The sequence below is a fragment of the Secundilactobacillus malefermentans genome (assembly GCF_008033155.1).
Classification (GTDB): domain Bacteria; phylum Bacillota; class Bacilli; order Lactobacillales; family Lactobacillaceae; genus Secundilactobacillus; species Secundilactobacillus malefermentans.
In genome coordinates, this window is sequence record NZ_CP042371.1 from 1,940,891 (window position 1) to 1,967,387 (window position 26,497).

General features: G+C 39.9%; 25 protein-coding genes. 10 read left to right on the forward strand and 15 right to left on the reverse strand.

The annotated features are described in order from the left end of the window. The first annotated feature begins 43 nt into the window (after positions 1-43). Positions 44-1,327 carry an ISL3 family transposase gene (locus tag FGL90_RS09520; protein ID WP_147657828.1) on the forward strand — a complete coding sequence of 428 codons (1,284 nt, stop codon included), beginning with the start codon at positions 44-46 and terminating at the stop codon, positions 1,325-1,327. A gap of 54 nt (positions 1,328-1,381) precedes the next feature. On the opposite strand, the gene FGL90_RS09525 is transcribed toward FGL90_RS09520, so the two are convergent. From FGL90_RS09525 to FGL90_RS09545, 5 genes are read right to left on the reverse strand one after another with little or no spacing between them, the layout of a single operon-like run. Continuing rightward, the gene (locus tag FGL90_RS09525) at positions 1,382-2,086 is read right to left on the reverse strand and encodes a DnaD domain protein (protein WP_010619840.1); all 705 of its coding nucleotides are present in this window, start codon (positions 2,084-2,086) and stop codon (positions 1,382-1,384) included. Between the two features lie 29 nt (positions 2,087-2,115). Next, positions 2,116-3,411, reverse strand: a complete 1,296-nt coding sequence (gene asnS / locus FGL90_RS09530; RefSeq protein WP_010619841.1) for an asparagine--tRNA ligase — start codon at positions 3,409-3,411, stop codon at positions 2,116-2,118. Further along, on the reverse strand, positions 3,398-4,618 hold the full coding sequence (locus FGL90_RS09535; RefSeq protein ID WP_010619842.1) for a pyridoxal phosphate-dependent aminotransferase: 1,221 nt from the start codon (positions 4,616-4,618) through the stop codon (positions 3,398-3,400). Before FGL90_RS09535 ends, asnS begins: the two co-directional genes overlap by 14 nt. Before the next feature lie 11 nt (positions 4,619-4,629). After that, positions 4,630-5,124, reverse strand: a complete 495-nt coding sequence (locus FGL90_RS09540) for a cell wall elongation regulator TseB-like domain-containing protein (protein ID WP_029327540.1) — start codon at positions 5,122-5,124, stop codon at positions 4,630-4,632. Positions 5,125-5,142: 18 nt separating this feature from the next. Continuing rightward, the gene (locus FGL90_RS09545) at positions 5,143-7,995 is read right to left on the reverse strand and encodes a helicase C-terminal domain-containing protein (protein WP_010619844.1); all 2,853 of its coding nucleotides are present in this window, start codon (positions 7,993-7,995) and stop codon (positions 5,143-5,145) included. A 237-nt stretch (positions 7,996-8,232) separates the two neighbouring features. Here FGL90_RS09545 and mvk point away from each other — a divergent pair, with 237 nt between their 5' ends. Genes mvk through fni form a run of 4 tightly spaced genes read left to right on the forward strand, consistent with a single transcriptional unit; the run spans position 8,233 to position 12,289 of the window. Further along, entirely contained in the window at positions 8,233-9,183 is a 951-nt protein-coding gene (mvk, locus tag FGL90_RS09550) for a mevalonate kinase (RefSeq protein ID WP_029327541.1), read from the forward strand. Continuing rightward, complete coding sequence (gene mvaD, locus FGL90_RS09555) at positions 9,180-10,148, forward strand: diphosphomevalonate decarboxylase (protein ID WP_010619846.1); 969 nt, start codon at positions 9,180-9,182, stop codon at positions 10,146-10,148. Before mvk ends, mvaD begins: the two co-directional genes overlap by 4 nt. 19 nt (positions 10,149-10,167) lie before the next feature. Then, the gene (locus FGL90_RS09560; RefSeq protein WP_147657830.1) at positions 10,168-11,238 is read left to right on the forward strand and encodes a phosphomevalonate kinase; all 1,071 of its coding nucleotides are present in this window, start codon (positions 10,168-10,170) and stop codon (positions 11,236-11,238) included. 10 nt (positions 11,239-11,248) lie between these two features. Beyond that, a complete protein-coding gene (gene fni, locus FGL90_RS09565) occupies positions 11,249-12,289 on the forward strand; it encodes a type 2 isopentenyl-diphosphate Delta-isomerase (protein WP_147657831.1) in 1,041 nt (346 codons plus the stop codon). Between the two features lie 43 nt (positions 12,290-12,332). On the opposite strand, the gene FGL90_RS09570 is transcribed toward fni, so the two are convergent. Then, positions 12,333-13,682: an RsmB/NOP family class I SAM-dependent RNA methyltransferase gene (locus FGL90_RS09570; RefSeq protein WP_010619849.1), complete on the reverse strand. Its 1,350-nt coding sequence runs from the start codon at positions 13,680-13,682 to the stop codon at positions 12,333-12,335. 103 nt (positions 13,683-13,785) lie between these two features. Here FGL90_RS09570 and FGL90_RS09575 point away from each other — a divergent pair, with 103 nt between their 5' ends. Further along, complete coding sequence (locus tag FGL90_RS09575) at positions 13,786-14,607, forward strand: Cof-type HAD-IIB family hydrolase (protein WP_029327542.1); 822 nt, start codon at positions 13,786-13,788, stop codon at positions 14,605-14,607. Positions 14,608-14,673: 66 nt separating this feature from the next. Here FGL90_RS09575 and glpK read toward each other — a convergent pair whose 3' ends face one another. The 3 genes from glpK to FGL90_RS09590 all read right to left on the reverse strand — a co-directional run bounded on the left by glpK (position 14,674) and on the right by FGL90_RS09590 (position 17,540). Beyond that, a complete protein-coding gene (gene glpK / locus FGL90_RS09580; RefSeq protein ID WP_147657833.1) occupies positions 14,674-16,182 on the reverse strand; it encodes a glycerol kinase GlpK in 1,509 nt (502 codons plus the stop codon). A 205-nt stretch (positions 16,183-16,387) separates the two neighbouring features. Further along, positions 16,388-16,579, reverse strand: a complete 192-nt coding sequence (locus FGL90_RS09585) for a 2-hydroxymuconate tautomerase (RefSeq protein ID WP_010619852.1) — start codon at positions 16,577-16,579, stop codon at positions 16,388-16,390. 61 nt (positions 16,580-16,640) lie between these two features. Next, a complete protein-coding gene (locus FGL90_RS09590) occupies positions 16,641-17,540 on the reverse strand; it encodes a YitT family protein (RefSeq protein WP_010619853.1) in 900 nt (299 codons plus the stop codon). A 231-nt stretch (positions 17,541-17,771) separates the two neighbouring features. Between FGL90_RS09590 and FGL90_RS09595 the strand changes: the two genes are divergently transcribed. From FGL90_RS09595 to FGL90_RS09610, 4 genes are all read left to right on the forward strand, one after another. Next, positions 17,772-19,202 (forward strand): C69 family dipeptidase, encoded by a 1,431-nt coding sequence (locus FGL90_RS09595; RefSeq protein ID WP_187240470.1) that lies wholly within the window; start codon positions 17,772-17,774, stop codon positions 19,200-19,202. A gap of 40 nt (positions 19,203-19,242) precedes the next feature. Beyond that, positions 19,243-20,736: a glutamate/gamma-aminobutyrate family transporter YjeM gene (gene yjeM / locus FGL90_RS09600; protein WP_010619855.1), complete on the forward strand. Its 1,494-nt coding sequence runs from the start codon at positions 19,243-19,245 to the stop codon at positions 20,734-20,736. 84 nt (positions 20,737-20,820) lie between these two features. Continuing rightward, on the forward strand, positions 20,821-21,105 hold the full coding sequence (locus FGL90_RS09605; protein WP_147657837.1) for a nucleoside triphosphate pyrophosphohydrolase family protein: 285 nt from the start codon (positions 20,821-20,823) through the stop codon (positions 21,103-21,105). A gap of 263 nt (positions 21,106-21,368) precedes the next feature. Further along, on the forward strand, positions 21,369-22,652 hold the full coding sequence (locus tag FGL90_RS09610) for an ISL3 family transposase (RefSeq protein ID WP_147656504.1): 1,284 nt from the start codon (positions 21,369-21,371) through the stop codon (positions 22,650-22,652). A 65-nt stretch (positions 22,653-22,717) separates the two neighbouring features. Here the strand turns inward: FGL90_RS09610 and rplS are convergent, their stop codons facing one another. From rplS to FGL90_RS09640, 6 genes are all read right to left on the reverse strand, one after another. Further along, entirely contained in the window at positions 22,718-23,080 is a 363-nt protein-coding gene (gene rplS / locus FGL90_RS09615; RefSeq protein ID WP_010619857.1) for a 50S ribosomal protein L19, read from the reverse strand. Between the two features lie 113 nt (positions 23,081-23,193). Next, on the reverse strand, positions 23,194-23,949 hold the full coding sequence (gene trmD / locus FGL90_RS09620) for a tRNA (guanosine(37)-N1)-methyltransferase TrmD (protein WP_147657839.1): 756 nt from the start codon (positions 23,947-23,949) through the stop codon (positions 23,194-23,196). Continuing rightward, positions 23,949-24,473, reverse strand: a complete 525-nt coding sequence (gene rimM, locus FGL90_RS09625; RefSeq protein WP_147657841.1) for a ribosome maturation factor RimM — start codon at positions 24,471-24,473, stop codon at positions 23,949-23,951. Before rimM ends, trmD begins: the two co-directional genes overlap by 1 nt. Before the next feature lie 63 nt (positions 24,474-24,536). Further along, entirely contained in the window at positions 24,537-24,785 is a 249-nt protein-coding gene (locus FGL90_RS09630) for a KH domain-containing protein (RefSeq protein ID WP_010619860.1), read from the reverse strand. A gap of 17 nt (positions 24,786-24,802) precedes the next feature. Further along, positions 24,803-25,078, reverse strand: coding sequence for a 30S ribosomal protein S16 (rpsP, locus tag FGL90_RS09635; protein WP_010619861.1), 276 nt, complete (start codon positions 25,076-25,078; stop codon positions 24,803-24,805). A 141-nt stretch (positions 25,079-25,219) separates the two neighbouring features. Next, the gene (locus FGL90_RS09640; RefSeq protein WP_147657842.1) at positions 25,220-26,416 is read right to left on the reverse strand and encodes an MFS transporter; all 1,197 of its coding nucleotides are present in this window, start codon (positions 26,414-26,416) and stop codon (positions 25,220-25,222) included. Positions 26,417-26,497 lie beyond the last annotated feature (81 nt).

Sequence of the window (26,497 nt, forward strand, 5' to 3'; positions counted from 1 at the left end):
TAAAATCCACCCACTACAGCATCATTAAAGGAGATAAGAACCCATGAACCCTATTGATAATACCATAAAGTTCGTCCTAAGCATAACTGACGAGAACGTTAACTTTTTTGCTTATAAAAGCCAATCTATTAAAAACAAACAATCTAAGATTTACATCGCCAACGTTAAAGTTAACTGTGTGAGATGTCCCCAATGTGGTTTCAATCATCTGAACCATAATGGTCACTACATTGCGCGTACTTCGTACCCGTCAGCCAATGCCAGTGAGCCAGTGTACCTTGAGCTGCATAAGGAACGATTAGTTTGTAAAGACTGTGGTGCTTCAATAATGGCATCCACTAGTCTAGTTGATAAATATTGCAACATTTCGCAAGCCACACGACAGAAAATATTCATGCATTTGCAGGACGACCGGACTCAGGCCAGCATCGCCTTAGATAATTGTGTATCACCAAGTACAATTTGTCGCTATTTAGATAATTACGATGATTTATTCCGCCGGAATTATGATTACTTACCAGAGCATTTAGCGATGGATGAAGTTCGCGGTGTTGGTGGTCAATTACACTTTATCTGTATTAACGGTGCCAGCAACCATGAAATTCAACAAATCTTGCCGGATCGCTATAAAAAAAGCATTATTGAGTACTTTAATAAATTCCATATCAATACCCGAAAACGGGTTCAAACCGTAACTCTGGATCTCGATAGTTACTATAAAGATATCGTTAAGGAAATGTTTCCAAACGCAGAAATTGTCGTTGATCGATTCCACATTATCGCCATGATGACGCGGGCATTCAACCAGACTAGAGTTCAGACAATGAAAAAATATGACAAGAAATCTATCGAATATCGACTGCTTAAGTTCTCATGGAAACTATATTTGAAGCACATTGATGAACTAGAAGTCAGCCAAACTTTCTATGATCGTCATTTACGACAGCAGTTAACTCAACAAGGGCGAGTACAAATGGGGCTTGACACTGATGACACTATTTCGAGCACATACGATGCGCTGCAAGGTATCATGTCCTGTCTTAAAAATCATGACAAAGATGGCATTGTCCACTATCTCTACAAAAATGAAAACCTAAGTTTTCAAATGAAGGAAACACTAAAAACGTTTAAAAGTAATCTGGAAATTGTCTTGAATGCCAGTGAATCTAAGTATTCTAACGGCCCAATTGAAGGTATTAATCGGATGATTAAGCAGATTCAGCGGACTGCGTTTGGATTTAGAAATTTCCATCATTTAATCTCGCGGATCAAACTTCAACAAATGAGAACAAAACCAAATACAAAAACAGAACTAGAAGCCGCTTAGCTTCTAGTTCTGTAAAACTATCTATCAACAGGATTTGACAGAGAGCCCTTTTTGTTAGTCATTTTTATCTTGATCAGTAATATTAAAGATTGGAATTTTAGGTTGATTGATTGATTTTTTCTCTTTTGGATTAGAGGCCACGGTATGCGAAGTCCGATATCTTTGAGCTTCAGCCGGTGTTTGAATATGCTTCTTTTCCCAGTTTATTAGAATTCGATCAATATACTTAAAATTATAAACTTGATTTAAAACGGCTTCTTTTAGTGCTAAGGAAATGAGATCCGGTTGATAGTGATCTTCATCGAGCCATTTGCCAATCGTTTCTAGTTCGATTGGTGAAAGGGTCCGACCAAATTCAGTTTCAATTTGGGTAAACAACTGTTTTCTAGAACTATCCTTCGTTTGTTTCACTGTCACTTCTTCAGCTTGTTTAACTGCAACAGCCAACTTTTTGTACAATAGAGAGAAGTCATAAACATCATGCGTTAAGGAGTCTTCCCCTTTTACACTATTTATTTCCAAAAGTTTCTTTGCGATTAGTTCGTGAAGAAGTTGATAGATGGATTGTTCTGATTCGCCCATATTTTTGGCAATTTGATTGATATCAGGAAAATCATGACCTCTATCCATATATGACTTCACTTGAATAAACATCAAAAATTCTTGGTTGGTCATGCCCACTTGCTGATAATGAGAAATCAGCAAGTTGTTAATGACTGTCTCTCCAGCGTGTATATATGATTCAAAAAAATCAGCCATTTTTCCACCTCAATTGTTGCAACTTAATTTTACGGATAAATACGGTTCAATAATCTTGGGAATGGAATAGCCTCTCGAACGTGATCTTCACCCGTAATCCAAGTAATAGCTCGTTCAAGACCTAAACCAAATCCAGAGTGAGGGACACTTCCGTACTTTCTTAAGTCAAGGTACCAACTATATTCCTTGGTATCCAAACCAGCTTTTTCAATTTCCTTATAAAGGTAGTCATAATCGGTTGCCCGTTCTGAGCCACCAATTATTTCACCATAACCTTCAGGTGCCAATAAATCAGCACAGATGACAACATCATCACGAGTTGGATGTGGCTTCATGTAGAATGGTTTAATTGATTTAGGATAGTTAATCACAAAAACGGGTTTATTAAAGTGGTCGGCCAAGAAAGTTTCCTCTGGTGAACCAAAATCGACACCCCAATCAACATCAAAGTCATTTTCCTTCAAGAGATCAATCGCTTCATCATAGCTAATTCTTGGATATGGAAGTTGCGTATATTTCTTTAACGTTTCCATATCCCGTCCAAGGGTTTGTAAAGCACCCTCACAGTGATCTAGCACGTTTTGAACTAGGAATGCAATATACTTTTCTTGGACTTCTAGACTCTGTTCTTGGTGCATAAAGGCCATCTCAGGTTCAATCATCCAAAATTCAATCAAATGGCGACGGGTTTTGGATTTTTCTGCTCTAAAAGTTGGTCCAAATGAAAAGACCTTGTCAAACGCCATTGCCCCAGCCTCTTCGTAAAGTTGTCCAGACTGTGACAGGTAAGCATCATGGTCAAAATACTCCGTATGGAATAAATCAGTCGTGCCTTCAGGTGCACTACCAGTAAGAATTGGTGCATCGATTTTAGTGAAGCCTTCAGCATTAAAAAATTCATAGGTTGCTCGAATCACTTCATTTCTGATTATCATGACGGCATGAGGTTTACTAGACCTTAACCACAAATGACGATGATCCATTAGGAAGTCCACTCCATGCTCTTTGGGGGTGATTGGATAGTCAGCACTTTCACCGATGACCTCAATCGTTTCAACTTCAATTTCGTACCCGAATTTTGATCTTGAATCTTCGTGAATGACACCAGTAATTTGCATACTTGTTTCTTGTTTTAATTCTTTAGCCAAAAGGAAAGTTTCTTCAGAAACGGCAGCTTTAACAACGACCCCTTGAAAAAATTCTGTTCCATCTCGTAGCTGTAGAAACGCAATTTTTCCACTTGAACGCTTGTTAGTAAGCCAAACCCCAATTTTCACTTTTTCATCAACGTGGTTTTTGGCATCAATGATATTAATTTGTTTCATTTGATAATTTTCCTCCAATATTAGACCGTTTGCTGTTTGTTTCAACAAACGACTTTATTCGCTTCATTGCTTCTTCAAGCTGATCAACGCTGAGTGCATAGCTCAATCGAATATGTCCAGGCACACCAAACGCCTTACCATCAACCACTGCAACGTGTGCATCAGTTAATAATCCAGAGACAAATGCTTCACTGGATAGTCCGGTTAATTTGAGAGCCCCTTCAATATTCGGAAATAAGTAAAAGGCACCATGTGGTTTTACTGGCAAATCAAAGCCGGGAATCTCAATCAGCTTGGGATAAATGAGATTCAATCTGGTCTCAAATTCTTGGCGCATTAATTCAGCTGCCTTAGCCCCCTGGGTAAACGCTGCTACGGACGCATATTGACTCACTGTAGCTGGATTCCCGGTAGCGTGAGAGACAAAAGCCGTAATCGATTTAATTAGTTGTGGATCTCCGAGGACGATGCCAATTCGCCAGCCGGTCATTGAATAGGTTTTCGAGACGCCGTTTATAATAACCGTATTCTCTTTAATCCGACTTCCCAAGTTTCCCATCGAAGTAAACTGATTACCATTATAAACAAGTTCGCCATATATTTCGTCAGAAATAATCATTAAATCATGGTCAACGGACCAATTTCCCAGTTTGATTAAATCATCTTTATGATAAATCTCGCCCGTTGGATTCTGAGGACTATTCAGCAAAATTAACTTTGTTTTTGCGGTTAAGTGTTGTTCAAAATTATCAACGGCCAATTTCCCTGAGTCTGGAACTGGCACTAAAATGGGAACTCCCCCAGCTAATTTAATTTGTTCTGAATAGCTCACCCAGTAGGGATTTGGCAGTAAAACTTCATCACCGGGGTTAAGCAGCGCTTGAAAAGTTGCATAGAGGGCCATTTTCGCGCCCGTCGTCACTGCAATATTTTCAACTTCATATTCCAAATTAAAAGCGGCTTGGTAGTGATTCTTAATCGCAACTTTAAGTGGTTCAAGACCGCTTGCAGCCGTATAAAAGCTGGCTTTTCCATTTTGAATTGACTCGATTGCCGCCTCTTGAATACTATTTGGAGTCTGAAAATCAGGTTCTCCGATTCCCATATTGATGACGTCAACACCACTTGCCCGTAAGCTTTTAGCAAGGGACAAGGTTTTCATTGTTGCGGAAGGCTTGATGTTCTTAATTCGTTCTGACAATTGCATGCGAGGACCTCCTATATGTTAACAATTTTCTGTAAAACTTTTCCATTCGAGAATTGAATGGTCTCGTAGCAGAGCTTTCCCTGTTGGCTTAAGTAAGTAACCACCCAAGCTGGTTTTTCATTGAAAATACTAATTGATGCTCGAAGAACTTTTTTAGGATTGCGATTTTGCCAAACTCTTTGAAGAACCTGATTACGGGTCAGGCCATTCTTTTGTTTAAGAACTCTTAGGTTACCGCCCTTTTTAGGAACAACAACGTACACCGCTTGATTTTGCTTATTGGTACCGTCAACCGTGTAGTAGGTCTTATGCAAATTGGTCCAATATACTTGTGAATATGACTTTAACCCAGCGTATTTCTGGGAAAGGCTGATTGCCTGTCGTTGAGCCCGAGAATTTGGCGCGGTCGCACGATTTAAAATAAACAAACCACTTAAAATCAAAACGATAATAACGACCAGTACAATAATGATCGGTCGTCGATAGCTTGATCGCGGTTTTTTCATGACTTCTCTTCGCAATTTTTATTCCTCACTTCGCGGATTATCTTTTTCGACATCATGTTGCTTATAAAATAATGCCATTTCTTCACAAATTTGTGCAACTTTCATATTAAAAACTGGTAAATCTTCAGGAACAGCACCCAACATGGCCTGTCCATATTTACGCTGATTAATTCGACTGTCAAGAATGACGGTGACTCCTGTATCAGCTCTCGTCCGAATTAAGCGGCCAATGCCCTGCTTCAATTTGAGCGTGGCTTTCGGCAATGCATAACTATAGAACGGGCTTTTCCCCTGATCCTTTAACAAATTATACATCGCCTTGGTCATTGGACGATCAGGCGACTCAAATGGGAGCCTGGTCACAATCAACAACTCTAACTGAGAGCTAGGAAAATCTAACCCTTCCCAAAAGCTGGAAGCTCCTAAAATGATGGCATTATCGCTTGAGGATTTAAAGCGTTTAATGATTTTTTCTCGACTCCCCGTAATCCCCTGCGCCATAATAGTCCGTTTAGACAGCTTTTCTTTTGCTCGGAGACCACCATAAACTTTCTTGATTGTCTCCAAAGAATTGAAAAGAACCAGTGTTTGTTTGTCAGAGGAAGCGAGTAACTTTGTGATTGCGTATATTAAATAGGATTCATAATGCTCGCTGGTTGTCGAACTCGGGTCTGGCGAGTCAGTCGCGATATAAAGTTGACTTTGTTCACTGAAGTCAAAAGTCGATTTGATTCGGCGACTCTTGGTTTCATCACGTTTGACATCAAGTTCGTCATAAATAAAGGGCGAATTTCTAGAGGACATTAGCGACGCCCCCGTTAATAGAACCGGCTGAAAATGAGCATAAATTTCAGACGATAAGTAATGATGGGTTGTCAGTAGATTACTGATTAAATTCAAACTACTAACGTCCCCAATATGGTTGACCCGCACCCAAAAAGCCCGGTACTGATGACGATCCATGACCTGTTCTTGGAACGAAAATAGTTGCTCAAATTGTTCTAGCAGGTCAATTACCGTTCGCTCAAATTTAGAAATTAATAATTTGTCAGACATTAACCAGCGGTTCTTGTTTAAATTATACTGATTTAAAATCGTGTCAGTTAAGTTTCGCAGTAATTTATTAAATTTTTTATATCTTAACAGCTGGTTACTTTGATTCGCAAAAAAGTTGGCCAATAATTCTGGCTTCATCTCAATTTCGATGAAATCGTTTGACTTGAGTTGATGCTTAGTTCCAATAAATTCATGGTAGATGGCCGCCCCAAACATTTGTAATTCTGATTCAGTTCGGGTTAATTGCCCGTACAACTTTTCTAACGAATAGAAAGCCAATGAGTCCTCTTCAAAGAGACCGAGTAAATCTCGGCCATGACTATTGGAAATAGCTGTCTGCAACCGGCGCATATCCTTTTGCAAAGTGCTAAAAGTAAGGGATTGGCGTTCCTTATTTAAAACGTTCTCAGTCAAATGCTGTGCTTCATCGATAACTAAATAAGGATTTTGGAGTTGTTTGCCAAGCTCGGTTCCGTGTTCAGCCAAGTAAGCGTGATTTGTAATAATGAAATTAGCCTTAGTGAGCTGATTATTCCGTCTTCGTAAAAAATCATCCTCATAAAAGTGGGTTGTCGTCTTTTCAAACGTAAACCCTAAATGGGTAATCTGATCAAGGAACGGAACCTGGTCCGTTGCTAAATGAAGTTCATCCAAATCACCGGTCGTTGTCATTGTTAGCCATACAAGCATTTTCATTTTGACGAGCTGCGATTGCGGTGAACTATCCACTACTGATAAGCTAGCGGCAAATTTATCTAAATCAATGTAGTGCTGACTTCCCTTTAGAACAAGCGCAGAACTTCTAAAAGGCAGTACCTGATTAAGTGCTGGAATTGTCTGGTGCAAAAGCTGATCCTGTAAAACGGTTGTTGCAGTACTAATGACCACTTGGTGTTTTTGCTGAGCGAGATAGGCCATTGGCAATGCGTAACCTAAGCTTTTTCCAATTCCGGTTGGTGCTTCCACCAACAAATTTTTAGGAATGGGTTCTACTGCATAATTCTGGTAAATCAAATTCATCATTCGCGCTTGCTCTGGTCGCCATTCAAGTGAGTTTTGATAGAGGCGCTTTTTTTGCTTTTGAGTTTTAGGATAGGTTAATTTGGGTGTCAGATCATTGAGGTCATTATCGGGTTTAAACGTGCGAAGGGCTAATCCATTTTTGACGTATAGATAGTCCGGCAAGGCACTCAAGTGATGGTTAACATAAGCAATTGCCTTTTCAAAAAGGTTGCCTGTTTGTCTCGTTAAAATTGGTTGGATCTTATTAATCTGCTTAAGCGTTGTTAGCGGAATTTCGGCCATCCGTTCCAATAGGAATATAAATAGATTAGCAGTTGCCTCCGCGTCACTATCAGCTGAATGTGGATTGTGATGTGAAATATTAAAAAGATGACTTAAATCCTGCAATCGGTAACTCGTGGCCGTTGGTAGTAAAATTTGGCTAAGTTGAACCGTATCTACGGCCGGAATATCAAGCGGTGGGAATCCCACTCGTTCAAACTCCCTATTAATAAATGGGAAATCAAAATTGACGTTATGAGCGACAAAAGTCGTTCCCGTCAATAAGCCATAAACCACTTCTGCAACGTCATCAAAAATGGGCGCCTTCGCTACCCGTTTGTTCGTAATACCGGTCAAACGGACAATTGGATCCGGAATCGACATTTCTGGATTAATATCCGTTGAAAAATGATTAATTATTTTATTATTTTTGACAAAGACGCATCCAATTTGGATGATTCGACCGCCTTCTGTTAGGCTTGTACCAGTTGTTTCTAAATCGACAACTGCATACGTCGTTTCTGTATCCATTTAAACCCACCAAATTCTTTATATAATTAATACGATACCTTACATTCTTCTTAACATAATACTACAAAACACAATGATTAATCCATGTTCCGTTGACATGACCATTAGAATCTAAAGTTTTAGTGTTGAATTGCTTCATTACAACAGCGAAATATAGCCTTTTTTTTAGAGTTAGAGTATGATATAGACTGGATTTTATATCGGATAATAAGCAATATAGATAGAAAGCGAGCGATAATCTTGGAAAATGCGACTGGAATAAGTCATGCAAAAATCATTTTAATTGGCGACCATAGTGTCGTTTATAACCAACCTGCTATCGCACTACCCCTACCCGCAATCAAAACGACGGTTTCAATTGCTAAGCGAGCTAACCATCAGCAATTGTTCAGCAGTCGTTATTTTTCGGGTTCAATCTCTGAAATGCCACTCGATTTAACCGGCAACGCGACCCTAATTAAAGCATTATTGGAACGATTTAACGCGCAAGACACTGGCTTTGAACTTAACATTGAAAGTGACTTGCCTGCTGAACGTGGTATGGGTTCCTCTGCAGCTGCAGCAGTTGCCATCACAAGAGCAATCTATCACTTTTTTGATCATTCTTTAAGTAAGAAACAATTAATTGATGATGCAAATATCGCGGAACACATTACTCATGGTAATCCCAGCGGAATTGATGTTGCAACAACTAGTTCACGAAATCCAGTCTGGTTCTTGCATAATCAAGGAAGTTCTGAGCTCAACTTAAATTTATCTGGGGCACTCGTTGTTGCGGATACAGGAATTCAAGGTCAAACTAGTGAGGCCGTTAACTTAGTAGCAGAGGCCCGCAGAACTGACTTTGATCAGACTAATGCTTATATTGAAAAGCTTGGTCGGTTAACCACGTTTGCTCGAATTGCTATTGAAGATAATAATTTGATTTCTCTTGGTGATTCGCTAAATGAGGCGCAACGTCTGTTGGTAAAGCTAAACGTGAGTCATCCAAAAATTGATCAACTGGTCAAGGTTGCTCTAAATAACGGTGCCCTTGGTGCCAAATTGACTGGTGGCGGTATGGGTGGCTGCATGATTTGCTTAGCCGACTCTGTTTCATCTGCCGTTAACTTACAATCGGTTTTATCAAATGCTGGTGCAATTAATACTTGGATTCAGCCATTTAGAAGTGAGGAACTAATCAAATGACAACTGCCAGAGCACATACGAATATTGCGCTAATTAAATACTGGGGAAAACTTGACGAAGCCTTAATTATTCCTCAAAATAGTAGTTTGTCACTAACGTTGGATCATTTTTATACTGACACAACGGTTACGTTTGACGAAAATTTAACGGCAGATAGTTTCTATCTCGATAAAAAGCTTGTCCCTCGTCAAAGAACGAGCAGGACTACTCACGTATTGGATATTGTTCGAGCACAATCAGGAGAAAAGCGATTTGCGTTAGTAAAATCAACTAATCACGTACCGACTTCTGCCGGATTGGCCTCTTCTGCATCCGGGTTTGCAGCATTAGCGGCAGCAGCCACTAAGGCAGCAGGACTTAATCTTGATGGAAAATCACTTTCACGGATTGCCCGTCGCGGATCAGGTTCCGCAACTAGGTCAATTTTTGGTGGCTTTGTGGAGTGGCATCAAGGCCATTCCGATGAGACATCCTATGCAGAACCGATTCAAGAAGTGATTGATTGGGATATTTGTATGCTAACGGTCATCGTTGAAAAAAAGCGAAAAAAGATTAGTAGTCGAGCTGGCATGAATTCTTCCGTCAGAACCTCCCCGTATTATGATTCGTGGCTTTCAAGCACGGGTAAAGATTTAACGGAAATCAAACAAGCAATCAGCAATAAAGATTTAGTTCAACTTGGTGAAATTAGCGAACGAAACGCAATGAAAATGCATGCGCTGACGCTTAGCGCTTCTCCAAGTTTTACGTACTTTAATGGTGACTCAATTAAGATTATGGATTACGTCCACTCGTTGAGAGCAAAAGGAATTCCTTGCTACTATACAATGGATGCAGGACCAAACGTCAAAATTATTTGTCGTCAATCAGATGTTCCGCGGATTATATCCGAGCTGTCACCTGATTTTTCGAGTGACCAATTAATCCTAGCTAAACCAGGATCGGGCGTTACATATTTAGACTAACTTGAAAGGACTCAAACTCATGATTTCTGTAAAAGCACCAGGTAAACTTTATATTGCTGGTGAATACGCTGTTGTTGAAACTGGGCTTCCCGCAATTATTGTTGCCTTAAATCAATTTGTGAAGGTTTCAGTTTCAAAAGCGGAAAAATTTGGGAGTATTGTTTCTAAACAATACCAAGAAAACTCAATCTACTGGACTCGGGAAAATGATCGGATGGTCTTTGATGATCGTGATAATCCCTTTCATTACATTCTTTCGGCCATTAAAATTACTGAGGAATATGCAAAAAAATTAAATAAACCACTTGGCCTGTATCATTTGAAAATAAATAGCGAACTAGACAGTGCTGATGGAAAAAAATATGGGTTAGGTTCCTCCGCAGCGGTCACTGTTGCAACGATTAACGCACTTTGTCAGTTCTATAAATTGCCAATTGATAAGGATAAATTATTCAAACTTGCTGCTATTGCCCATTTTGAGATTCAGGGGAATGGCTCTTTGGGTGATATTGCCGCCAGCGTTTACGGTGGTTGGATTGCGTATCATTCATTTGACCGAGACTGGTTAAAATTGGCAAGAAAGAATTACGACTTACCTAAACTTTTATCAGAAAAATGGCCAAGTTTGAATATCGAAATTTTGACCCCACCTGAAAATATGAAACTAATGATTGGCTGGACCGGTTCACCCGCTTCTACTTCACACTTAGTGGATAAAGTCGCACTTGCTAAGGCAAAAGAAGGCATGGACTACCAGCAATTTTTGAATGATAGCAAGAATTGTCTTCAAAGCATGATTGAGGGCTTCAAAAAAGGTAGTTTAGCCGTCATTACAAAACAATTGTCTGAAAATCGACGAATCTTGGACAATCTATCGAAATTGAGCGGCGTTGCAATTGAAACAGCCAATCTGAAGAAGCTTTGTGACATTGCCGTCAACCACGGTGGCGCCGCAAAGAGCTCTGGTGCTGGTGGCGGGGATTGTGGTATCGTCTTGATTGATAAAGCAAAACAAACGGAAAAGTTGGTTGAAGAATGGGTTCAAAACCAGATTGAGCCCTTAAACTTCAACGTGCATACGCTTAGTTAGGAGTGATTTTTTGACTTCAGTTCAATCTCACCGTAAGGACGAACACGTTTCCCTTTCTGAAAAATTTCAACATTTAACGGAACCAAATGATTTTGATCAGATTCAACTCATTCATCAATCAATGCCAGCAATTGCGCTTAACGATGTTGATGTTTCAAGCACAATTGCTGGATTACCAGTCGTTACCCCCTTCTTTATTGAAGCAATGACGGGTGGGAGCGAACATACCGGCCAATTAAATGCCCAGCTTGCCCAGATTTCGAAAGATTTAAACCTGGCAATGGCAAGTGGATCACAAGGCGTTGCAATTAAGGATTCTAGCTTGGCGGCAACCTTCTCTATTATTCGTCAAACCAATCCTGATGGAATTCTTCTTTCTAACATTGGTGCTAGTCAGACCGTTGAAGATGCAAAACAAGCCATTGAAATGATTGAGGCCGACGCGATTCAAGTGCACGTCAATCCCGCTCAAGAGTTAATTATGCCTGAGGGTGACCGCGATTTCACAGGTTGGATGACCAACATTGCTAGTTTAGTGACAGATCTTTCGAAACCTGTCATTGTGAAGGAAGTTGGCTTTGGAATGAGTCAGGAAACTATTTCTCATTTGATCAAAGCCGGCGTTCGTCACTTTGATTTAAGTGGTAAAGGTGGCACAAATTTCGCTCAGATTGAAAATTTTAGGCGAAAAGAAAAAGACCTCAGCTACTTACAAGATTGGGGCCTTTCCACCGTTCAATCATTACTGGAGTCTCAGAGCTTTCAACCCCAAGCAGCATTTACCGCCAGTGGCGGGATTAGAACCCCACTCGATATTGTTAAGGCGATTGCGCTTGGTGCAACCTCCGTTGGTGTCGCTGGTGCGATTATGCACTCCCTAATTTCAGATGGTATTGATGACACAGAGAAGTTATTGAGTAGCTGGATTATTGATATTAAACGAATTATGGTGCTTCTGGGCGTTAAGACCATTCCGGAGTTGAGGAATCTTAAACCAATTATTTCCTTGGAATTAATGAATTATGTCAATCAAAGAAATTTAGACTACTGAAAAAGACAATCATCTGATTGTCTTTTTTTATTGGTCTATAAAATTAAATTGCAAATCGAAGTCCCTTTGGAAAGTAATTTTTAACCGTCTCACCGACTAATTTTCCAAAGCTGACAGATTGATTCTCGCAGACTAATAGTACCCAGCCCTTGTACTTCTCTGCATTTTCAACCTTTATTGTGTCACCATGAACAATTTTTGCCCACTGCTCTTTGTCAATTTCAATACAATGACTAAAACTCTCTTTGTTCAGTGTGAGCGCTAATGCATAGCTTGGTTCAAAACGATTCTTCTTAAAAACGCCAAATTGAAGTCCGGGACGTTTGACCTTTAAATGATTCAAATCAGGTGTTTCAGAATTCAAAACGTAGACCTGATCGCCAAACGTAATAAAGTCACTTTGGGGACAGCCAGGAAGATATTCTGAAATGAAATCGTTCAAGTAGCCACGCTGCTCTTTCGTTAACGAGTCACGTTGCTTCTTCACTTCTTTATTTGGAAAAATGGCTTCCGTAAGGTGTAGTTTTGCAATAAAATGACCCTCACCCGCTACTTTATGGGGGAATAATCTAGCCGTTTTTTTCAACTCTTCATTCCCATTCGCCCATTCAGGACGGCCGTCTTCGACTCCTGCTGGTTTATCGATTGAAACGACCTCAAATTGGGGATAGGTTTCGAGCAACCAAGCAATCATTTGCTCATCTTCCTCAGGCGCAAATGTACACGTCGAATAAACAAGATTTCCACCAGGCTTAATCGCTTTAACGGCTTCTTTCAAAATCGTTCGTTGTCGATCAGCACATTTGATCGGATATTCTTCCGACCAATAAGAAATGGCATCGGGATCTTTCCTAAACATACCTTCTCCGGAACAAGGGGCATCCACCAGCACAACGTCGAAGAAGTTTGGAAATGATGTCGCAATTGATTCAGGCGTTTCGTTTAAAATCAAAGCGTTTTTAATGCCAAATCTCTCAACATTTTCAACCAGAACTTTTGCGCGCTTACCCATAATTTCATTGGTAACTAGTAACCCTTCCTGCTGCATGAAACTGGCTAAATGGGTCGTTTTACCACCAGGCGCTGCGCACAAATCTAAAACAGTTTGCCCTGGTTTTGGTGCGGCAACCTCGCCCACCATCATTGCGCTTGGTTCCTGGCTATAAACGGCTCCAGATTGATGGTTGAGTGATTTTCCTTTCACATTTCCGTAATACCCCCACTTACTAAACGGGGTTGGGTGCGTTAAATCTAAATCAGTTGGTAACTGGTTCTTTAAGGGATTAACTCGAAAGCCATGGTTAACGGGATTATTAAAACTGGCCAAAAATTCATCGAATTCATCACCCAACAATTTTTGATACTTATTTATAAAAGCTTCAGGTAAATTCACGATTACGACTCCTTTAAAATAATATTTGATACGTGCATTCGGCTTAATCATGTGATAGATTATGAGAGTTATGTAAATTAATTTAGTGAGGTAAAGTCATTTGATAGATAGAAAATTAGTAACGATTGATTTAGATGGAACAACGCTTAATAATCAGTCGAAGCTCTCCACTAAAACCAAAAAAGTCATCAAGGCCGCTTCGAAGGCCGGACACATCGTTAGCATTGTCACTGGCAGACCCAATCGCCTATCAACGCCAATTTACGATGCATTAGAGTTAGAGTCACCCATGATAAATTTCAATGGTAGTCTGGGATTTAATCCCCACCAAAAATGGTCAGAAGAATATCAATTTACGATTAATCGTGATATTGTCCTTGATTTATTAAAGAATTATCAACGCTTTGATATCAACCTAATTGCAGCGGAAGGCAAGAATTTATTTCTTGCTCAGCAGCAACAGCCAACCGAGCTCAACTTTTTTCCTTCCGTTTTACAGGCAAACGAGGAATTAAACAGTCGATCATTGAGTCAGGACCCTACTAGTTTAACGATTCAAGCCTCAGAAAACAAGCTTCAATCCTTATCAATTTATATTGAAGAGAAATACGGACTGATGGTAGATGTCAATGCTTGGGGCGGTCCCCATAACGTCATTGAAGTTGGCCATAAGGGAATTCAAAAGGCCACGGGCGTTGAAAAAATTGCCCACTACTTCCAAATTAAGCGCCAGAATATCATTGCGTTTGGTGATGAAAGTAATGATAATGCGATGATTGACTATGCTGGCTGGGGCGTTGCCATGAATAACGCAAACAGTCATCTTAAATCTATCGCTAACGATGTAACGCGATTGGATAATGAAAATGATGGCTTGGCTGATTACTTATCCGATTATCTGCAGTTGGATGCAGCAAATTTTTAATTAATTCAAAAATGAAAAGAGGCTGAGGCGCAAGAACGCGCTTCAGCCTCTTTTTTTAGTTAACTATTAATCGACATCTGGTTTAAAAGCCCTAGTGGCCGCAACTGCAGCCTTCCAACCCTTATAGCATTTTTCTCGGCGATCTTCAGCCATTTTAGGTTTAAACTCATCTCGAACTTCATGCATTTCTCGAATTTCGTCTAAATCCTTCCAGAAACCAACGGCAAGTCCTGCTAGATAAGCAGCACCAAGCGCTGTGGTTTCAGCTAATTTTGCCCGTTCAATTGACGTGTTCAAAATATCAGCCTGGAATTGCATTAAGAAGTCGTTATTAGCGGCCCCACCATCAACGCTAAGCGATTTTAACTCAATCCCGGTATCAGATTGCATTGTCTCAATAACATCGCGTGATTGATAAGCAATTGCCTCGACCGTTGCTCTGACAAATTGTTCTCGAGTTGTTCCACGGGTAAGCCCAAATACTGAGCCACGAACTTCCTGATCCCAGTATGGCGCACCTAATCCAGTAAAGGCAGGAACAACATAGACATTCCCCGTTGTTTTTGCATCAACTGCCATTTTTTCGGAATCAGCTGCGTTATCAAAGAATCGCATGCCATCTCGTAGCCATTGAACTGCTGATCCAGCAACGAAGATACTTCCTTCAAGTGCGTAAGTAATCTCGCCATTTATGCCGTACGCAATCGTGGTAAGTAAGCCTTGATCAGACAGCGTGGGTTCCGTCCCCGTATTCATGACGACAAAGGCACCCGTTCCATACGTGTTTTTAACCATTCCGCGCTCGAAAGCCGTTTGGCCAAATAGTGCAGCTTGTTGGTCACCAGCAATTCCGGCAATTGGAATTTGAATTCCTAGGAAAGTATATCCAGCAGTATACCCGTAAACCTCTGATGAAGAACGGACTTCTGGCAGCATTGACTTAGGAATATCTAATAAGTCGAGAATTTCCTGATCCCATTTTAATTCGTGAATATTATAAAGCATTGTCCGACTAGCATTGGTGTAGTCGGTTGCGTGAACTTGGCCACCCGTGAGTTTCCACAGAATCCATGTATCAATCGTACCAAAAAGTAGGTCACCGTTGTCGGCTAACTGTCTTGCACCTTCAACATTGTCCAAAATCCACTTGATTTTTGTTGCTGAGAAATACGAATCAATCACTAAACCAGTCTTTTTATGAATAAAGTCTGAATAGCCACCTTTTTTCAAACCATCAGCAATTTCGCTCGTTTGTTTTGATTGCCAAACAATTGCATGATAAATAGGTTCGCCAGTTTTTTTATTCCAGACAATCGTCGTTTCTCGTTGGTTCGTGATTCCAATTCCCCGGACCTTATATGGTCGAATATCTGCTGAAATTAACGAATCAGAAATGACCGATTGTACGGCATTCCAAATTTCATTTGCATCATGTTCAACCCAGCCTGGTTTTGGAAAATATTGATGAAATTCACGCTGAGCACTCCCCACAATGTGGCCCTTTTTGTCAAAGAGGATGGCTCTAGTGCTCGTAGTTCCTTCGTCAATTGCCATCATATACTGTTGATCATTCATTTTGAATTCTCCATTCATTGATTATTTGAAGACGTTCAATTTGCCTTATCTACTTATGCGAATCGTTGGAGTTCTTTGTGAAACTCAACCGTCCTAAGTATACCCAATTGAAGCGTTTTATCCAACTACTAAATCAAAAATTAGCAAAGTCCTCATGTTTCCATACAAAAAAGAAGTTACCTATTTTGGTAACCTCTTGGATTGACTATGCTTCTTCATCACTTTTGAGAATACCAGCAACGCCATAACGGTTCTTTTGCATTTCACGTAAAATAACGTGAACATGTTCGGCAGGAGCACCTGTATTCTTGGTAACGGCATCGGTGACGTCCTTTACCAGACTTTTTAATTGGTCTTGGCTACGACCAGCAATTAAATCAATGTTTACAATTGGCATTATATTTCCTCACATTCTTATAATTTTAGTTAATTATACAGTCCCAAACATGAAATCGCAATCACTCGGATATGCGTTCCGACTGTTTCGCTTTTAACTGCTCAGTTTCATCGTAGAAGTTTCCCTCAATATCAACCGTATTCACTAAGTTAACAAATGAATCTGGATCGGTAGATTTTACAACGTGCTCTAAATCATAAAGTTCATATCTTGAAATGACGACCATTAAGACAGCTCCGCGCTGATGCTTATAAGCACCCTCAGACGGCATAATCGTAATCCCCCGAATCAACGTACTCGAAAGATTTTTAACGACCTCTTCCTGCTTGAAAGTCACGATAAACGCCGTTAACTTTTGATGACGGGTATGAATGGAATCGACCACTCGCGACATTGCATAGATTGAAATAATCGTATAAAGGGCACTTTCCCAACCAAAGAAGAAACCAGCAATCAAAATGATAACTAAATTAGTTAGCATCATCATTGTCCCAATCGTTTTTCCCGTGGTTTTTTCCAAAATAACGGCAACAATATCCATTCCACCGGTAGAGAAACCATATTTAAGTGGGTAAGCTACCCCAACCCCCGTTAAAATTCCACCAAACAGCGCGCTCAAAAGTGCATTATGTGAAATTGTCTGAATCGGAATAATCACTGCCATAAATGATGTCAACACCGAGGTCAAGAAACTAAACATCGTGAATCGTTTGCCAATCATTAACCAGCCTAATAACCCGATTGGTATGTTTAAGAGTAAGATGAACCATCCTGTATTAATTTGAATTTGAAAAACGTGTTCCACAAAAGTTGATAAGAGTTGTGAAATACCATTGATGCCTGAACTGAAAATTTTGCCAGGTACCAAAAATTCGTTCAATGCGATTGCGTTGATGATTGAAGAGCCAATCATCATCACAATTTTTATCCCTAAATCCTTTGTGACAAATTTTGTTTTCATATTATTCCCCTTTCACTTTTTAGTCAGTAATCCCATTTAAGCATATTTTTATAAAGATCGGTAAATTTAACACGTATTCCTTAACATATTCTCATAAATAATTCCTATTATAACGCGCTTAGTAACCACAATTTATTAAATCGTCATCGCTTACATTAGAATTTTATACAAATCTAATTTTTGCCCCATGCGCATGCTAAAATGTAAGTAAATAAACGTTCTTGATTGGAGATGCTTCTATTGGAAAATAATATTTATTCAGCTTGTACTAGTATTTTAATTGGCAAAAAAGCGTCTGTTGATGGATCCGTTATGATTGGTCGAAATGAGGACTCAAAATCCGCTTGGCCAAAGCACTTTATCGTTCATCCACGGCACACAAATAAGAATGAAGAGACTGTTTTTAAATCTAATGACTCCAAATTTGAGTTAGCCTTACCCGAAATGGCACTCAAATACACCGCAACACCAGAATGGACTACCAAGTTTGGTCTATTTGAAGAAGATGGGTTTAACGAGGCTGGTGTCGCCATGAGTGCCACCGAAAGTACCTATTCAAATGATCGCGTACTAGCTTGTGATCCTTTGGTAAAGGACGGAATTGGTGAGGAGGCAATGATTACAGTCGTCCTGCCTTACGTTAAAACAGCTCGTGAAGGAGTTGCCAGACTCGGTCAGATTATTGAAGCTTACGGAACCTGCGAATCCAATGGCATTCTGTTTGGAGATAAAAACGAGGCTTGGTATATGGAAACAGCGGCCGGTCATCAGTGGGTTGCTCAGCGAATTCCAGATGATTCATATGCCGTTGTTGCAAATCAAATGGCGATCGAAGAAATTGATTTTGATAACCCAGACGATTTTATGTGGGCCCCTCATATTCAAGAGTTTGTTGCAACGAATCACCTCTCATCCAGCCGAACTGAATTTAACTTTAGAAACATTTTTGGCACGAATAACTTGATGGATTCTTACTATAACTTACCACGCGTTTGGGAAGGCCAACGACTTCTCTCTCCAGAAAAGAATCAAGCTGAAATTACGCGGCTAACCTTTATTCAAACGAGTAATCAATTATTATCTGTTCAAAGCGCCCAAATGGTATTATCCAGCCACTATGCAGGTACGAAGTATGATTTGTTGGAACCAAGTACAAAGGAATTTCACCATTTCCGTCCAATCAGTCTTGCTGCGACTCAAGAATCGCACATTCTTCAGCTTCGGCAGATGGATGACCCTGCCATTGCAAATATTCATTGGCTTGCAATGGGCGTTGCGGCAGAAAGTAGTTACGTTCCCTTTTATGCTGGTATAAACGACACGCATCCTGACTATAAACGGGGTGAAGCGACTTATAGTCCTGATTCTGCGTACTGGGTTTTCAAACATGCTGGCGTTCTAGTAGATAGCCATCCAAAGGAGTTCCTAGACGAGCTTGAAAAGCTTCAATCCGAACTTCGAATTGCCTTTGACCAGTCGATTATTGAAACTGATAAAGGAGGAAGTACACTTAGTGGAATTGAATTAAGTGACTACTTAACTAAGCAAGGAATTAAGAATGCTGATTTGGCTTTAACAAAATACCGTGGCTTAACAGCCGATTTAATAACCAAAATGACGGATTTATCACCGCTTAAGTTTCAACAAGATTTAATGCTTTAGGAAACTAACGATACCCTACACAAAATCATAGGAGCTTCTCATGGAAAATCAAAAGCAAAAGAAAATTTCGCTTACTGCACTAATTTTAATGACGTTTACCACAATTTATGGATTTGCAAATACAACCGTCGCATACGAACAAATGGGTTATGCTAGTATTTTCTGGTATATCTTAGCGGCGCTCCTATTCTTTCTACCAAGTGCCCTTATGTTTGCTGAATATGGTTCGGCTTTCAAAGAAGCCAAAGGTGGTATTTATTCTTGGTTAGCGGGTTCAATTGGCGAAAAATGGGCGTTCATCGGAACCTTCATTTGGCTCTCTAGTTGGATTATTTGGATGGTTTCGACGGCCTCAAAGGTCTGGATCCCATTTTCGACGGTCATTTTTGGAAGTGATCAGACGCAAACTTGGCATTTTCTTAGTTTAACTTCAACCGAAACGGTGGCTTTACTAGGAATCGCTTGGATTATATTAGTGACCTTTTTAGCTTCTCATGGCATGAGTTCAATTGCTAAGATATCTTCAGTGGGTGGCGTATTTGTCATGTTACTGACGGTCATATTTGCACTTACCAGCATTGTCATTTTATTTGCTAACCACGGTCAACTTGCCCAACCAATTACTGGCGTTGAGAGTTTTATTAAATCTCCTAATCCAGATTTTACTTCGCCGGTAGCCTTAATCTCCTTCGTCGTCTATGCGGTATTTGCCTATGCCGGAAGCGAAACGATGGGTGGTATTACTGATAGCTTGCATAAACCTGAAAAAACTTTTCCAAAAGGACTCATTATTTCAACGGTTGTGATTGGAATTTGTTATTCACTTTCAATCTTTCTTTGGGGAATTAGTACTAACTGGCATCAGGTCTTAGGAAATCAATCCGTTAATTTAGGTAATATCACCTACGTCTTAATGGATAACCTAGGATTAGTATTAGGAAACTCACTTGGGTTAACTGCTGCGACTGCTGCGACCATTGGCCATTTATTCGCACGTTTTGCCGGTCTAAGCATGTTTATGGCATATATGGGGTCATTCTTCATCTTAATCTACTCACCGCTTAAATCGTTTGTTTTGGGCTCGAGTGCGGACCTCTGGCCAGCACGAATGACGAAACGCAATAAACACGGAATGCCAGCATTTTCAATGTGGATTCAAGCCGTTGTTGTGGGCTTCATCATCTTCATCGTTGCCTTTGGTGGATCAGGTGCTCAGAAATTTTATTTGATATTAACTGATATGGGAAATATTTCAACAACCTTCCCTTACCTATTCTTAGTTGCAGCTTTTCCATTCTTTAAAAAGCGAACTGATTTGGAACGGCCATTCGAGATTTTTACTAACAAAAAATTGACGATGACTATCACCGTTCTTGTAATGATTGTTTTAGTTGGTGGTATCGGATTTACTGGTATTCAGCCAATTATGGATCATGATTATCAAACTGCACTTTACACGATATTGGGACCCTTTATCTTCGGTGGTATCGCATGGTGGTTCTATGCCTCAGCGATGCGTCGTCGTACAAAATAAATTAAAGAGATTGAAGTGGGTTCTCCCATTTCAATCTCTTTTGCGTTTATACTAATCATTAAATAAAAAAAGAAGGTTTATATAATGGAAATTAATGAATTAACAAATCGATCAAGAAAAATTCGAGCAACCTATCATCAACTTGAACTCAAACAGGATGGACACGCCTGGACGTCTGAACAAGATGCGCTGGCCTTTTTAACTGACGCTGGCCTTGTTGGTCGGATGGTCATGGCAAACCAAGGGAGCTGGCCTACAGGTAATACTGATTCTCCACTAGATTATAAAATTGCCGAGTGTATTTGGTGGCTTAGTACCCTTGCGGATTCAAATAAAATTGATTTAGAATCGGCAATCGCAAATTTCTAGATTCACGAGAAAAGGATCTTAAATAATAGCCACTCGATTGAAAAGAATTAAATGTTATCGAATTAAGTTATGGGTCAAAAAAAGAGACCGTTCAAATGAACGATCTCTTTTTTGAATTAAATGTAAGGGTTCTATACTTTTTCCTGTTGATGGATTGCCAGAGTGGTAATCTATTAACAGGATTTTTTTGTAAATTAAAAGCCCACAGGTCCCCATCCAATAAAATCCACCCACTACAGCATCATTAAAGGAGATAAGAACCCATGAACCCTATTGATAATACCATAAAGTTCGTCCTAAGCATAACTGACGAGAACGTTAACTTTTTTGCTTATAAAAGCCAATCTATTAAAAACAAACAATCTAAGATTTACATCGCCAACGTTAAAGTTAACTGTGTGAGATGTCCCCAATGTGGTTTCAATCATCTAAACCATAATGGTCACTACATTGCGCGTACTTCGTACCCGTCAGCCAATGCCAGTGAGCCAGTGTACCTTGAGCTGCATAAGGAACGATTAGTTTGTAAAGACTGTGGTGCTTCAATAATGGCATCCACTAGTCTAGTTGATAAATATTGCAACATTTCGCAAGCCACACGACAGAAAATATTCATGCATTTGCAGGACGACCGGACTCAGGCCAGCATCGCCTTAGATAATTGTGTATCACCAAGTACAATTTGTCGCTATTTAGATAATTACGATGATTTATTCCGCCGGAATTATGATTACTTACCAGAGCATTTAGCGATGGATGAAGTTCGCGGTGTTGGTGGTCAATTACACTTTATCTGTATTAACGGTGCCAGCAACCATGAAATTCAACAAATCTTGCCGGATCGCTATAAAAAAAGCATTATTGAGTACTTTAATAAATTCCATATCAATACCCGAAAACGGGTTCAAACCGTAACTCTGGATCTCAATAGTTACTATAAAGATATCGTTAAGGAAATGTTTCCAAACGCAGAAATTGTCGTTGATCGATTCCACATTATCGCCATGATGACGCGGGCATTCAACCAGACTAGAGTTCAGACAATGAAAAAATATGACAAGAAATCTATCGAATATCGACTGCTTAAGTTCTCATGGAAACTATATTTGAAGCACATTGATGAACTAGAAGTCAGCCAAACTTTCTATGATCGTCATTTACGACAGCAGTTAACTCAACAAGGGCGAGTACAAATGGGGCTTGACACTGATGACACTATTTCGAGCACATACGATGCGCTGCAAGGTATCATGTCCTGTCTTAAAAATCATGACAAAGATGGCATTGTCCACTATCTCTACAAAAATGAAAACCTAAGTTTTCAAATGAAGGAAACACTAAAAACGTTTAAAAGTAATCTGAAAATTGTCTTGAATGCCAGTGAATCTAAGTATTCTAACGGCCCAATTGAAGGTATTAATCGGATGATTAAGCAGATTCAGCGGACTGCGTTTGGATTTAGAAATTTCCATCATTTAATCTCGCGGATCAAACTTCAACAAATGAGAACAAAACCAAATACAAAAACAGAACTAGAAGCCGCTTAGCTTCTAGTTCTGTAAAACTATCTATCAACAGGATTTGACAGAGAGCCAATGTAAGTCGATAAAACTTACTTACGAGGACGACGTGCTTCTGGAATACGAGCAGCCTTACCATGTAATTCACGTAAGTAGTAGAGTTTAGCACGACGAACTTGGCCAAATCTAATAACTTCAATCTTTGCAACACGTGGTGAATGTACAGGGAAAGTACGTTCAACCCCAACACCGTTTGTAATCTTACGAACAGTGTATGTTGCTTGGATGCCAGCACCGCGACGACGAATAACAACGCCTTCGAATAACTGGATACGTTCACGGGTTCCTTCAACAACACGGGCGTGTACTCGAACAGTATCACCGGCACGGAAGTTAGGAATATCCTCACGTAATTGTTCTTGGTTAATCTTTTGGATCAATGCATTTTGTCTCATAAATAGTTCTATCCTTCCATCAATATTCATTCTCTAATCGACAGCGGAATATTGTTAATTAGGCTTTTACAGCCGAAGTAAATCTTATCATAATTAAAAACTTGTGTAAAGTGCTATTCTTCAGGATTTTCTTCAACTTTAACATCTGCAAGCAACTCTTTTTGATGAGCAGTAAGCACATCGTAATTAATTAAGTCTCTCCGTCGAAGATAGGTTTTCCTTAATGCCTCTTTTTCGCGCCAATCATCAATTTTTTGGTGGTTACCACTCAATAGAACATCAGGAACCTTCATTCCCCTAAAATCTGCAGGTCGCGTGTATTGGGGATATTCTAATAAGCCACTAGAAAAAGAATCACCAGGGGCAGATTCTTGATTCCCCAATACGCCTGGAAGTAAACGTGCTGTTGCATCAATCATGACCATTGTGGGGAGTTCTCCACCAGTTAGAACAAAATCCCCTAATGATACTTCATCGGTCACTAACGACTTGATTCGCTCGTCAAAGCCCTCATAATGGCCACAAATGAACGTCAGGTGATCTTCCTTGGCAAATGATTCGGCCATCTTTTGGTCGAACTTCTGGCCAGCTGGATCCGTCAAAATAATTCGGTTGCTCGTATATCCATCCGTTCGGGCTTTTTCCTCAACTGCCTTGAGCGCATCAAAGATAGGTTGAGGCTGCAATAACATTCCTGCACCGCCACCAAACGGATAATCGTCTACGTTACCGTGCTTATTTGTCGAATATTGCCGAAAATCAGTGACATTCATTTTAAAATTGTCCCGATCAATTGCTTTGCCAACGATGGAATCATGCATGGGTCCAGTAAACATATCTGGAAATAGGCTTAAAACATCTATTCGCATTATTCCATACCTTCCATTAGCTCAACCGTGACTTGACCATTTTCAAGATCAACATTTTTTACCACTTGTTTGATAACTGGTAACAGCAAGTCCGCTTGTTTTTCTCGTTTCACCGTCCAAACATCATTAGGACCAAGCGGCAGGATTTCTGAAATGGTTCCGATTAATTGGTTAGATTCATCAACGACCTTTAAGCCAATAATATCATCGTAATAATACTGGCCGTCTTCAAGTTCTTCCTCATCACGATCCTCATCAGTGATTTTCAAAGTCATTCCCTTATATTGTTCGACTTCATTAATATTGTTAAATCCCTCAAACTTAACTAAGAAAAAATTCTTTTGCTGACGAGCCGCTTTAATTTTAAGTTGCTTAATGGGACTCTCATCCTTCTCATCTTTAAAAAGATGAAGAGAACTTCCCTTTTTAAATCTTTGATCAGGAAAATCAGTCGCAGAGACGATTTTTAATTCTCCCTGTATTCCATGGGTATTCACAATTTTTCCAACTTTATAATAGGTCAACGAATTTCACCTCCATCATAAATAAAAGCCCTCAAACAAAACGAGAACGTTTCGCCAAAGAGCTTACTTTGTACCATCATTGATTATCAATCGGACTCTCTTTGAGCCTTGAACTCGAACGCTATACACAATTGTTCGAATTGCTTGCGCAACATGTCCTTGCTTTCCAATTACCCGACCGACATCCTTGGGATCCACATACAATTGAAATTCATAAAACCGATCAGTTTCATTCTCTTCAATTCGAATGGCCTCAGGATGTTCAACTAGAGGTACAACTATTGTATTAATAAGTGCCTTAAAATCAGTCATTTATCTTCACTTACTTCTTATTTCTTAGTGAACTTTGCTTCGTGATACTTCTTCATAATTCCAGCATCAGAAAGTAAGTTACGAACAGTATCTGAAGGTTGGGCACCCTTGCCTAACCAATCTAAGATATCTTCTTCTTGTAATTTAACTTCTGCTGGGTTAACTAGTGGGTTGTAAGTACCAACTAGTTCGATAAAACGACCATCACGAGGGCTGCGTGAGTCTGCAACAACGATACGATAGAATGGACGCTTCTTAGAACCCATACGCTTCAAACGAATTTTAACTGACATATAATTCCACCTCCTGTAATTCTTTCAACGATAAATAATATACCAGTCTTTGAATGGGTTGTAAAGGTTTTTTTCTTTACACCCCAAAATCTGTGTCATATCACGGTTATTCATAGCCCATATATTAATCTGTGGTTCCTTTTAGTCTTGAATTTTCTCAAATACCGACGGCTTATGATTAATGTAGATACCTGTCAGCAATAAGAAGACTGACAGCACAATAATGCTGGTCAATATAATTGTCCAAGAATGGGTTCCGGCATGAAGATAACCAAAAAGGACGGGACCAACAGCTGCTAATAGGTAGCCAACCGTTTGTGCCATGCCGGAAACCTCGGCCGTTTCCATCGCATTAGCTGATTTTTGAGCAAAATAGACAATGGACAAATTAAACGCAATTCCAGAAGCAATTCCCACCACTAAAGAAATGATCGAAACTAAGGTTGCACTGGAAATTGGGAACATTAACGCCAAAATTCCTAGCGAAAATCCTAATCCCGCTACCCAGACTAAGACAGCATCCCCGCCCCTTTTATCTGCTAGGAATGGCACAATAAAGGCACAAGGTAGCGATCCGATTTGCATGATTGTTACAAACGTCCCGCCTTGAATACTACTAAAGTTCTTTGCGACGAAGATTGTGGGTAACCAGGTAATTAATGAATAATAGATTAGTGACTGCAGACCAAAGAAGAATGCAATCATCCATCCCATGCTGGATTTCCAAACCGATTGGGTGTTTAATCCAGACTGCTCTGCTCGCTGGATCTTACCCGAATCTAGCTTATTTTGTTTAATCATCGGCGTCCAACCAATTAAGCTGATCACTGAGATAATTGCAAGTCCCACCATTGCAGCAAGCAGTGATGCTTTAGCAACGATTATCCCGGCCAAGCCAGTGCCGAGTGCGCCGACTAGCAACATGGTCGTCGTATAGGTACTAACACCCAACATTGGTTTCAGCGGCAAGTGATCTTTGATAACGGCTGGTAAGAGGACGTTTGCACTATCAATTCCCAGACCAATCAAAAACGTTCCAATCAAAATAGTTGGTAAAGCGGTATTAATTCTCAACATACTTCCTAAAACAAGTAAAATCGCAAAACTAAAAATGACCCGTTCGTTTCCAAAACGACGCCCAAGTTTTGCCAAAACTGGTGATAATATCGCAAAAGTGAGTAATGGAATAGTCGTCAGTAGACCAGCAGCGCTAACTGGCAGCCCTGTCGCTTTTTCTAAGCTCGGTAATAACGGTGGAATTGCCGTAATGGGAAGGCGCAAATTAATCGCCATAAAGCCAATACAGAGCAATATCACATTTGTTTGTTTCTTTTTCATGATGGTCTTTCTTCCAATCTAGCTCAAAATAAAAAGGAGGGCTTGGCTTCCTTTTTGTCACAACTAGCCTATTGTATCAAA

What these genes read in the sequence shown, in the direction of transcription:
- FGL90_RS09520 (WP_147657828.1), top strand. Translation starts at nt 44, where the DNA reads ATGAACCCTATTGATAATACCATAAAGTTCGTCCTAAGCATAACTGAC.
- FGL90_RS09525 (WP_010619840.1), bottom strand. Translation starts at nt 2,086, where the DNA reads ATGGCTGATTTTTTTGAATCATATATACACGCTGGAGAGACAGTCATT.
- asnS (WP_010619841.1), bottom strand. Translation starts at nt 3,411, where the DNA reads ATGAAACAAATTAATATCATTGATGCCAAAAACCACGTTGATGAAAAA.
- FGL90_RS09535 (WP_010619842.1), bottom strand. Translation starts at nt 4,618, where the DNA reads ATGCAATTGTCAGAACGAATTAAGAACATCAAGCCTTCCGCAACAATG.
- FGL90_RS09540 (WP_029327540.1), bottom strand. Translation starts at nt 5,124, where the DNA reads ATGAAAAAACCGCGATCAAGCTATCGACGACCGATCATTATTGTACTG.
- FGL90_RS09545 (WP_010619844.1), bottom strand. Translation starts at nt 7,995, where the DNA reads ATGGATACAGAAACGACGTATGCAGTTGTCGATTTAGAAACAACTGGT.
- mvaD (WP_010619846.1), top strand. Translation starts at nt 9,180, where the DNA reads ATGACAACTGCCAGAGCACATACGAATATTGCGCTAATTAAATACTGG.
- FGL90_RS09560 (WP_147657830.1), top strand. Translation starts at nt 10,168, where the DNA reads ATGATTTCTGTAAAAGCACCAGGTAAACTTTATATTGCTGGTGAATAC.
- glpK (WP_147657833.1), bottom strand. Translation starts at nt 16,182, where the DNA reads ATGAATGATCAACAGTATATGATGGCAATTGACGAAGGAACTACGAGC.
- FGL90_RS09585 (WP_010619852.1), bottom strand. Translation starts at nt 16,579, where the DNA reads ATGCCAATTGTAAACATTGATTTAATTGCTGGTCGTAGCCAAGACCAA.
- FGL90_RS09590 (WP_010619853.1), bottom strand. Translation starts at nt 17,540, where the DNA reads ATGAAAACAAAATTTGTCACAAAGGATTTAGGGATAAAAATTGTGATG.
- FGL90_RS09595 (WP_187240470.1), top strand. Translation starts at nt 17,772, where the DNA reads ATGCTTCTATTGGAAAATAATATTTATTCAGCTTGTACTAGTATTTTA.
- yjeM (WP_010619855.1), top strand. Translation starts at nt 19,243, where the DNA reads ATGGAAAATCAAAAGCAAAAGAAAATTTCGCTTACTGCACTAATTTTA.
- FGL90_RS09605 (WP_147657837.1), top strand. Translation starts at nt 20,821, where the DNA reads ATGGAAATTAATGAATTAACAAATCGATCAAGAAAAATTCGAGCAACC.
- FGL90_RS09610 (WP_147656504.1), top strand. Translation starts at nt 21,369, where the DNA reads ATGAACCCTATTGATAATACCATAAAGTTCGTCCTAAGCATAACTGAC.
- rplS (WP_010619857.1), bottom strand. Translation starts at nt 23,080, where the DNA reads ATGAGACAAAATGCATTGATCCAAAAGATTAACCAAGAACAATTACGT.
- trmD (WP_147657839.1), bottom strand. Translation starts at nt 23,949, where the DNA reads ATGCGAATAGATGTTTTAAGCCTATTTCCAGATATGTTTACTGGACCC.
- FGL90_RS09630 (WP_010619860.1), bottom strand. Translation starts at nt 24,785, where the DNA reads ATGACTGATTTTAAGGCACTTATTAATACAATAGTTGTACCTCTAGTT.
- rpsP (WP_010619861.1), bottom strand. Translation starts at nt 25,078, where the DNA reads ATGTCAGTTAAAATTCGTTTGAAGCGTATGGGTTCTAAGAAGCGTCCA.
- FGL90_RS09640 (WP_147657842.1), bottom strand. Translation starts at nt 26,416, where the DNA reads ATGAAAAAGAAACAAACAAATGTGATATTGCTCTGTATTGGCTTTATG.